The 8,871-nt window shown below is 73.9% G+C and carries 7 protein-coding genes; 3 read left to right on the plus strand and 4 right to left on the minus strand.

Going from position 1 to position 8,871, the window contains the following annotated elements:
- Positions 1–3,413: BTAD domain-containing putative transcriptional regulator (locus ACFWGJ_RS37890; RefSeq protein ID WP_387333506.1), on the minus strand; the 3,413-nt coding region annotated here is incomplete at its 3' end.
- Between the two features lie 213 nt (positions 3,414–3,626).
- On the opposite strand from ACFWGJ_RS37890, the gene ACFWGJ_RS37895 reads away from it, so the two are divergent.
- Positions 3,627–4,427, plus strand: a complete 801-nt coding sequence (locus ACFWGJ_RS37895) for a site-2 protease family protein (RefSeq protein ID WP_387333507.1) — start codon at positions 3,627–3,629, stop codon at positions 4,425–4,427.
- 25 nt (positions 4,428–4,452) lie between these two features.
- On the opposite strand, the gene ACFWGJ_RS37900 is transcribed toward ACFWGJ_RS37895, so the two are convergent.
- The 3 genes from ACFWGJ_RS37900 to ACFWGJ_RS37910 all read right to left on the minus strand — a co-directional run bounded on the left by ACFWGJ_RS37900 (position 4,453) and on the right by ACFWGJ_RS37910 (position 6,607).
- On the minus strand, positions 4,453–4,647 hold the full coding sequence (locus tag ACFWGJ_RS37900) for a hypothetical protein (protein ID WP_387333508.1): 195 nt from the start codon (positions 4,645–4,647) through the stop codon (positions 4,453–4,455).
- Between the two features lie 131 nt (positions 4,648–4,778).
- Positions 4,779–5,489, minus strand: coding sequence for an NADPH-dependent F420 reductase (gene npdG / locus ACFWGJ_RS37905; RefSeq protein WP_387333509.1), 711 nt, complete (start codon positions 5,487–5,489; stop codon positions 4,779–4,781).
- A 38-nt stretch (positions 5,490–5,527) separates the two neighbouring features.
- Positions 5,528–6,607 (minus strand): exo-alpha-sialidase, encoded by a 1,080-nt coding sequence (locus tag ACFWGJ_RS37910; protein WP_387333510.1) that lies wholly within the window; start codon positions 6,605–6,607, stop codon positions 5,528–5,530.
- Between the two features lie 119 nt (positions 6,608–6,726).
- Between ACFWGJ_RS37910 and ACFWGJ_RS37915 the strand changes: the two genes are divergently transcribed.
- Together ACFWGJ_RS37915 and ACFWGJ_RS37920 are read left to right on the plus strand one after the other, a co-directional pair.
- Positions 6,727–7,413, plus strand: a complete 687-nt coding sequence (locus ACFWGJ_RS37915; protein ID WP_387333511.1) for a hypothetical protein — start codon at positions 6,727–6,729, stop codon at positions 7,411–7,413.
- An 84-nt stretch (positions 7,414–7,497) separates the two neighbouring features.
- Positions 7,498–8,817 (plus strand): MFS transporter, encoded by a 1,320-nt coding sequence (locus tag ACFWGJ_RS37920; RefSeq protein WP_387333512.1) that lies wholly within the window; start codon positions 7,498–7,500, stop codon positions 8,815–8,817.
- Positions 8,818–8,871: the final 54 nt, after the last annotated feature.

Raw genomic sequence — 8,871 nt, forward strand, 5'->3', positions numbered from 1 at the left:
GCCTCCTCGAAGGAGAGGCCGCCGCCCTGCGCGTACGCGGCCTCGTACACCCGGTCGTCGAGGACCCCGCGCGCCGCCGCCTCGGCCTGTGCCCTGATCTCGTGCTCCACGACGGCCCGGAAGTGTCCGGGCGGCAGGAGTTCGTCGGCGGCGCCCAGGCACCGGGCGGCGTCCTCGGCGCGCCGGCCGCCCTCGGCCCCGGCGAGCGCGATGGACGCGGTGGCCAGGTGCACCGAGAACATGTGCGGCGCGATCATCTGGGTCAGCGGGTCCTTGGCCCGCTCCAGGGCTCCCCGCACCTTCACCACCGCCTCGTCGTACAGGCCCTCCTGCGAGTCCAGCCAGGCCTCCACGCCCATGACGAACCCGTCGAAGACCACGAAGCGGACGGCGCCGAAGTCCTCCCACAGCCGTTCCATCTGGGCCCGCGCCTCGGCGACGCGGCCGGTGCGGCCGAGCCACATCGCGAGGAAGAGCCGGGCCCCGGGCATGGCCTCGTTCTGCGCGCCGTCACCCTGTTCCAGGACCTCGCGCAGCAGCCGCTCGCCCCGCCCGGTCTCGCCCGCGTCGATGAGCACGCTGCCCAGCCGGGTGGTGAGGATGGCCATCTGGGCGCGGGCGCCGAGGCGTTCGGCGTGGGTGATGGCCGTCTCGTAGTCCTTCGCGGCGAGTTGGTACGCGCCCTTGCGCTCATGGGCCTCGCCGCGTGCGGAGAGCGCCTCGGCGGCGCCCCAGGCGTCTTCGAGGCCGACGAAGAGCTCCAGCGACTCGTCGGCGTCCCGGGTGGCGTCGCCCGCCCAGTCGGCGCGGTTGGCGAGCATGTTGGCGCGCATCTGCAGGGCGACGGCCAGTTCCCAGCGGGTGCCGAGTTCCCGGCAGGTCCGCACGCTCGCGTCGATGACCCGGCGCAGCCGGTCCATGTCGCCGGTCAGCAGCACGGCGAAGAACCAGAGGTAGCCGGGGTTGCGGCAGACCTGCGGGAGGCCGGGCTCGTAGGCCTCGTTGACGGCGAGCAGCTTGGCCTCCGCCTCCGGTGTCTGCCAGGTGTCCAGCTCCAGGTCCATACAGGCGAGGTGCAGGAGATGGACGCCGCGTCTGGCCTCGACGAGGACGTCCTGGCTCATGGGCGGCGGCTCGGCGATGCAGGACTCGTACAGCGGGACGGCCCGTTCGGTGGGGGGCGCGAACGGGTCGGGGCCCATCGCCATGACCTCCCGCGTCCAGTTGCGGGTGACCATGCGCAGGTCGCGGATCTGCCAGTACCAGGCGAGGGACAGGACGAGGCAGAGCGCCTCCTGCTCATCGCCTGCGGCGACGGCTCGCTGCAGGGCGGCGCGGGTGTTCTCGCTTTCGAGCTGGAACAGTTCGATGGCCGCGCGCTGGCCGGGGCCGCGCAGCAACGGGTCGGTGGTGCGGGCGAGTTCGCGGTAGTAGGTGAGGTGGGCGCGCTCGGTCGCGGTGCGCTCACCGGAGGCGTCGAGGCGCTGTCCGGCGTACTCGGCGACGGTCTCCAGGAGCCGGTAGCGCATGGCGCCGTCGCCCGGGCCGGTGCTCTCGTCCGCCCCCTCGCCCGTGTGTTCGCCCGAAGGGGCGGCCACCACGAGGGACTTGTCGACGAGGGAGCCCAGCGCCTCCAGTGCGGCGGGTCCGCAGACCGCCTCGGCGGCGGCGAGGTCGCAGCCGCCGGCGAAGACGGACAGCCGCCGCAGTACGTCGCGTTCGTCCTCGTCCAGCAGGTCCCAGGACCAGTCGACGACGGCCCGCAGGGTCTGCTGGCGGGGCAGGACCGTACGGCTGCCGGAGGTGAGCAGGCGGAAGCGGTTGTCGAGGCGGTCGGCGATCTGGCGCGGGGTGAGCATCCGCAGCCGGGCGGCGGCGAGTTCGATGGCGAGCGGCAGTCCGTCCAGGCGCCGGCAGATCTCGGCGGCGGCCTCCGGGTCGTCCTCGGTGCGGAAACCGGGCCGGGCGGCGGCGCCCCGGTCGGCGAGCAGCTTCAGCGCGTACGGCTCGGGCAGCGGCTCGACGGGCCGCAGCAACTCCCCCGGTACGCCGAGGGGTTCGCGGCTCGTGGCCAGTACGGTCAGTCCGGGGCAGCGTTCGAGCAGTTGCTCCACGAGGCGGGCGGCGGCGTCCACGACGTGTTCACAGTTGTCGAGGACGATCAGCATGCGGCGTTTGGCGCAGTGCTCGGTGAGCCGGACGAGCGGGTCGTCGTGCCGGTCGGTGACGGCCCGCAGTTCCTCGGCTCCGGCGCTGCGCAGCACGGTCTCCCGCGCGCCGACGGCGGTGAGGACGGCCTCGGGGACGGCCTCCGGATCGTCGACGGGCGCGAGTTCGGCCAGCCACACGCCGTCGGGCAGGTCCTGGGCGACGCCCTCCGCCGCCTCCTGCGACAGCCGGGTCTTGCCGGCCCCGCCCGGCCCGAGCAGCGTGACGAGCCGCGCCCCGGCGAGGTCCCCGCGGATGGTGGCCAGATCGCCGTCCCGCCCGACGAAGGAGGTGAGCCGGGCCCGCAGGTTGCCGCGTGGCGCGGGCCGCTCGCGCGGGCCGGGGCCGGCGGCGTACCGGGACGGCTCGGGGCTGCCGGGGTGGCTCGGGCGGGGTGGTGTCTCGGGTGCGGGGCCGTGGGGGCTTGTCGCGCCGTTCCCCGCGCCCCTGTGAGGGGCGGGGTCGTGGTCGTCCGGGGTGCCGTTCAGCAACTCCGAGTGCAGGGAGCGCAGTTCCGGGCCCGGGTCCGTGCCCAGGCGGTCGGCGAGCAGGCGGCGTACGGACTCGTAGGCGGCCAGGGCCTCCGCCGCGCGGCCCGCGTCGCGCAGGGCCCGCAGGCGCAGCACCTGGAGCGGCTCGTCCAGCGGGTGGGTGTCGCAGAGGGCGGTGAGGTCGGGCAGGGACTGCTCGGCGTGGCCGAGGGCGAGGGCGGCCCCGAGGCGGGCGCGCCGGGCGTCGAGCCGGCGGGCCTCCCGGCGCGACGCCTCCGCCGTACGGTCCGGGAGGTCGGCGAGGGCCGGGCCCTGCCAGAGGGCGAGGGCGTCGTCGAGGATGACGGCCGCCTTGCCGGGGTCGCCGTCGGCCAGCGCGCGCGAGCCCTCGCCCGCGAGCCGTTCGAACCGGTGCAGGTCGACGTCGTCGGCCGCCGCGCGCAGCCGGTAGCCGCCCTCGTCGGAGCCGATCGCGTCCGCGCCCAGTGCCCTGCGCAGCCGGCCCACCAGGGCCTGGAGGGCGCCCGGGGCGTCGGCCGGCGGGTCCGCGCCCCAGACCTCGTCGACCAGCACGGCCACGGACACGGTCCGGCCGGGGCGCAGGGCGAGCACCGTCAGCAGGGCGCGCAGCCGCGCCCCGCCGACCGGAACGAGGGTGCCGTCGGGGCGGAGTGCCTGGGTGGTGCCGAGAATGCGGTAGCGCACGCGGACCATTGTCCCTGTCCGCGCCCCTGGCCCGCGCCGGATTTTGGACCGGCATGAACCGGGGACGGCCGGAAACGGGCCCAGGGCCTGCCGGACAGGCCCCAGGACGTGAGTGGAGGACCGCAGGAACCTGCGCCCCTCCCTGGGACGTTCCCCCCACACCACCGGTACGGTCTACCCGGCACGCCCAGCCCGTTCGAACATTCCAGGGAGCCCCACCCCATGACCACCGCCACAGGCCGGCACAGTGACCGGCGTATCAGCCCCGTGTTCCTCGGGATCGTGGCCGTCGCGGCGGTGACCGGCTGGGCCACCTGGACGGGCTTCGCCGAGCAGCCCGGCGTCGCCGTGTTCCTGTTCGTGACGGCCGCGTGGATCGTCTCGCTGTGTCTGCACGAGTACGCGCACGCGCGCACGGCCCTGCACAGCGGCGACATCTCGATCGGCGCGAAGGGCTATCTGACCCTGAACCCGCTGAAGTACACGCACGCGCTGCTGAGCATCGTGCTGCCGGTGCTCTTCGTCATCATGGGCGGCATCGGTCTGCCCGGTGGCGCGGTGTTCATCGAGCGGAGCCGGATCCGGGGCCGCTGGAAGCACAGCCTGATCTCGGCGGCGGGCCCGCTGACGAACGTGCTGTTCGCGGTGGTGTGCACCGCCCCGTTCTGGCTGGACGCGCTGGACGGCGTACCGGCCGACTTCCAGTTCGCCCTCGCGTTCCTGGCGCTGCTGCAGGTCACGGCCGCGCTGCTGAACTTCCTGCCGATCCCGGGCCTGGACGGCTACGGCGTGATCGAGCCCTGGTTGTCGTACAAGATCCGCCGCCAGGTGGAGCCGTACGCGCCCTTCGGTCTGCTGTTCGTCTTCGCGATCCTGTGGATCCCCGAGGTGAACAACCAGTTCTTCGACGCGATCGACGCGCTGCTGCGGACGCTGGGCATCGACGAGATCCGGACGTACTGCGGGCAGAACCTCTACCGGTTCTGGACGGAGACGGACCAGTACTGCTCGATCGGCGGCTGACGGGCCGCCGCGTCAGCGGGTGGCGTCAGCCGGTGACGGAGGGCGCCGACGCCTTGCGGCGCATCCGGTCCCGGCGCAGGTAGTACCAGGTCATGTTGGACGACAGGCCCGCGAGCAGCACCCACACGATCCCCAGCCAGCTGCCCTGGACGAAGGAGACGACGGCCGCCGCCGTGGCGAGGACGCAGACGACGAGGGCGTAGAGGGCGAGTCGGGACATGGGGTCTGCTCCTGTCGGGGAACTCCGGGACCCGGCGCCGCAGCGCGCGCGTTCCGGAGGGGGACACTGCTCGGCTCCAGTGTCCCCCACGTCCCGAACGCGCCCGTACACGGCCTCGCGGCCCGGCGGTCCTAGAGGTCGGTGAGGCGCAGGCCCGCGTGGGCCTTGTACCGGCGGTTCACCGAGATCAGGTTCGCGACCAGCGACTCGACCTGGTGGGCGTTGCGCAGCCGCCCGGAGAAGATGCCGCGCATGCCCGGGATACGGCCGGCCAGCGCCTGGACGATCTCGACGTCGGCGCGCTCCTCGCCGAGCACCATCACGTCGGTGTCGATCTCCTCGATCTGCGGGTCCTGGAGCAGCACGGCCGACAGGTGGTGGAAGGCGGCGGTGACCCGGGAGTCCGGCAGCAGCGCGGCGGCCTGTTCGGCGGCGCTGCCCTCCTCGGGCTTGAGCGCGTACGCGCCCTTCTTGTCGAAGCCGAGCGGGTTGACGCAGTCGACGACGAGCTTGCCGGCCAGTTCCTCCCGCAGCGACTCCAGGGTCTTGCCGTGTCCGTCCCACGGCACGGCGACGATCACGATGTCGCTGCGGCGGGCGGTCTCGGCGTTGTCGGCGCCCTCGACGCCGTGTCCGAGCTCGTCGGCGGCGGCCTGCGCGCGTTCCGCGGCCCGCGAACCGATGATCACCTTCTGTCCGGCGCGGGCCAGCCGGTAGGCGAGACCCTTGCCCTGCGGACCGGTGCCGCCGAGCACGCCGACGACGAGCCCGGAGACGTCGGGAAGGTCCCAGGGGTCCTTGGCGGGGGCCTTCTGTGCGCTGTCAGTGGAGGTAGAGGTCATGGGGCCGACTTTACGTGCGTGCTTCGGGCCGGCGCCGCTCACGTGAGGGCCGTCACGGGGATCCGCCGGAAGGTGATCGTCTCGTACGCGCTGAAGTCCCCCGTCTCGTAGAGGAGTCCGACCGTGCCGTCGTCGACGCGCACGAGATCGGAGTACCCGGCGGGCAGTCCGTCGACCGTGTGTGCCGTGCGCCAGGTGACACCGTCGTCGGCGCTCGCGCGGACCGTCAGCAGCGCGCGGAAGCCGGGGTCGGCGGGGCCCGAGTAGAGGAGCACGTCGGGGGCGCGCAGCTGGAGCAGGCTGCCCTCGACGACGGGACCGACGAGTCCCGCCTGCGGGCGGAAGGGCTTGACCAGGGTCCGGCCGCCGTCCCGGGAGTAGGCGTCGGCGCGGGTGCCGGGGGCGGTGGAGTCGTTGCGGGTGTTGAAGTAGACGCGGCCGTCGGGGAGTTCGGCGGCGGTGGTCTCGTTCACGTTGATGTAGTTGCCCGGGTTGTCGTCGACGTACCCGATGCGCCAGGTCGCGCCGTGGTCGTCGCTGAGCAGACAGTGCCCGCCGTTGTACTTGCCCTCGGTGCCGGTGTCCGTGCCGGCCGGCGGGAGGGAGTGGTTGGCGGGGACGACGACCCGGCCGCCGGTGAGCTGCAGGGCGTGGCCGGGAGTGGTGGCGTACCAGCGCCAGGGCGCCTTCTTCGCCTGCGCGGTGATCTCGCGCGGGGTGGACCAGGTGTGGCCGTCGTCGTCGCTGTGCCGGAGCCAGACGCGGCGCCCGTCGGCGGCGCTCACCTTGCCCCGGCGGATGGCGTCCTCGGTGGCGAGGGCGGCGTTGCGGACGTGGACGAGCAGGATCCTGCCGGTGTCGAGGACGACGGGGGCCGGGTTCCCGGCCAGCGCCTCGCCGTTCGAGGCCGCCACCTGGAGCGGTCCCCAGGTCAGCCCGCCGTCCGTGGACCGCTTCAGCACGATGTCGATGTGGCCGAAGTCGTCCCGGGAGCCGACCCTGCCCTCGCAGAAGGCGAGCAGGGTTCCCTCGCCGGTGACGACGACCGCCGGGATACGGAAGCTCGCGTAGCCCTCCTGCCCGGCCCGGAACGGCACGGACATCTCAACTCCGGTCATGGACCCCTCCCTCTCCTTGCCGACTGGGTGCACTGGTGAACGGGCCACTCTGCCCAGGATGGGCGAATTCGCCGTGAACGCCGTCTGACGAGCAGTCGGCTGCGGCAGGATGCGGCCCCATGGATGCCGTACGGGTGGCCTTGTTGCGTGAAGTGCTCGCCGGGACCGAGTGGCCGGGCGCCACACGGCGGTTCGCGGGGGTGCTGCGGTCGTCCGTGCTGCCGCACGGGGGCGGGCTGCTGCTGGTGGGGACGGCGGAGTACGAGCCCTGGCACCTCGCCGCCCATCTGGTGGACGAGGCCGCCTGGTCGGGCACGCCGGAGCTGACGCCGACGCTGGTACGGCACGGGGCGCGGCCCGGGGACCCGGCCCATCTGGCGGTGGGTCTCGGCCGGATCGAGGCGGCCCGGCGCGGCGAGACACTGCTCGTCGTGGCGCCGGGCGCGCCCGGGGCGCCGCTCCTGGAGCGGGTGCACGACGCGCGCCGGGCCGGGGCGACGATCCTCGCGCTGGACTCGGGCGACCGGGAGCTGCACGCGATGGCGCACGAGGCGCTGGCGGTGCCGCCGTGGCCGGGCCCCGACGGGGGGCCCGGCCCGGACGCGGGACCCGGCCTTGATTCGAGGCTCGGTCCGGACGCCGGGCCCGATCCGGACGCGGGGCTCGACCTGGACACCGTTCAGCATCTGGTCAGTGCGGCCACCGGGGAGAACTCGCTGCCCGCGCCCCGGGGCCGGCGCCGGTTCAGCGACCGGCTGTCACGGCTGGCGGACCGGCTGACGGCACCGCCGCCCGCGCGGTGGTGATCCGGCCGGCGCCTCGGCGGCGGGGCCGCCCCGGCCGGAAAAGCGTTTGTCCGCGGCGGGGTCGCGACCGCAGGATGGCCCGTCGTGACCGAACCGAGCAAGCCCGAACCCAAGGCCGATTCGCGGTGGCGGGCGCTGTTGCCCGATCTCGCGCCGTGGCGGACCTCCGCCGACTTCCGGCGGCTGTGGGTGGCCGGGCTCATCACCAACTTCGGCAGCTTCCTCACGTTCGTCGCCCTGCCGGTGCAGATGAAGGAGCTGACCGGTTCCGCGGTCGCCGTCGGCGCGATCGGCGCCGTGGAACTCGTCCCGCTGATCGTGTTCGGGCTGTACGGCGGGGCGCTCGCCGACGCCCTGGACAAGCGGAAGCTGATCATATGGACGGAGGCGGGGCAGGGGGCGCTGTCGGCCGTCCTGCTGGTCAACGCGCTGCTGCCGGAACCGCTGGTGTGGCCGCTGTACGCCGTCGCCGCGCTGTCCTCCGCACTCGTCGCGGTGCAGCGGCCGGCGCTCGACGCGCTCACCCCGCGCATCGTCCGGCACGAGCACCTGCCGGCCGCCGCCGCGCTCAACTCGCTGCGCTGGACGGTCGGCGGGGTCGCCGGACCCGCGGTCGCGGGGCTCGTCGTGGCGTACGCGGGGCTCGGCTGGGCCTATGCCGCGGACCTCGGCACGTTCGTCGTCTCGCTCGTCCTCGCCGTGGGACTCGCCGCGTCGCCCGCCGCGCACGAGGCGGCGAAGCCGTCGCTCAGGTCGATCGCGGAGGGCGCCCGGTACGCGTGGAGCCGCAAGGAACTGCTCGGTACGTACGCGATCGACCTGGCCGCGATGTTCTTCGCGTTCCCGCTCGCCGTGCTGCCCTTCCTCGCGGACGAACTGGACGCCGAGTGGTCGCTCGGGCTGATGTACGCGGCGCTGCCCGCGGGGTCGCTGCTGGTGAGCCTGACCAGCGGGTGGACCTCGCGCATCCATCGGCACGGACGGATGGTGGCGTACGCGGCGGCGTGCTGGGGGCTCGCGATGGTGGCCGCGGGGATGGTGCGCGACGTGTGGCTGGTGCTGCTGTTCCTGACGCTCGCCGGCTGCTTCGACATGGTCAGCGGGATCTTCCGGGCGGCGATGTGGAACCAGACGATCCCCGACGAGCTGCGGGGGCGGCTCGCGGGGATCGAACTGCTGTCGTACTCGGCCGGGCCGCAGCTGGGGCAGGTGCGGGCGGGCGGGATGGCCGCGGTGTTCTCCGTGCGGGCGTCCGTGTGGGCCGGGGGTGTGATGTGCGTGGCCGCGGTGGGGGTGCTGGCGGTGTGCCTGCCGAAGCTCATGACGTACGACGTGCGGACGAACGCGCATGCGGTGCGGATGAAGGTGGTGCGGGAACGGGAGGGGGCGGTTGGGGAGGGGTGACGGGTGCGGGCCCGGTGGGGGCTTGTCGCGCAGTTCCCCGCGCCCCTTCAGGGG

This window comes from Streptomyces sp. NPDC060205, from assembly GCF_042728395.1.
Lineage (GTDB): Bacteria > Actinomycetota > Actinomycetes > Streptomycetales > Streptomycetaceae > Streptomyces.

Excerpts from the sequence above, each read along its gene's own strand:
- ACFWGJ_RS37895 (WP_387333507.1), top strand. The coding sequence starts at position 3,627 with ATGACCACCGCCACAGGCCGGCACAGTGACCGGCGTATCAGCCCCGTG.
- ACFWGJ_RS37915 (WP_387333511.1), top strand. The coding sequence starts at position 6,727 with ATGGATGCCGTACGGGTGGCCTTGTTGCGTGAAGTGCTCGCCGGGACC.
- ACFWGJ_RS37910 (WP_387333510.1), bottom strand. The coding sequence starts at position 6,607 with ATGACCGGAGTTGAGATGTCCGTGCCGTTCCGGGCCGGGCAGGAGGGC.
- ACFWGJ_RS37900 (WP_387333508.1), bottom strand. The coding sequence starts at position 4,647 with ATGTCCCGACTCGCCCTCTACGCCCTCGTCGTCTGCGTCCTCGCCACG.
- npdG (WP_387333509.1), bottom strand. The coding sequence starts at position 5,489 with ATGACCTCTACCTCCACTGACAGCGCACAGAAGGCCCCCGCCAAGGAC.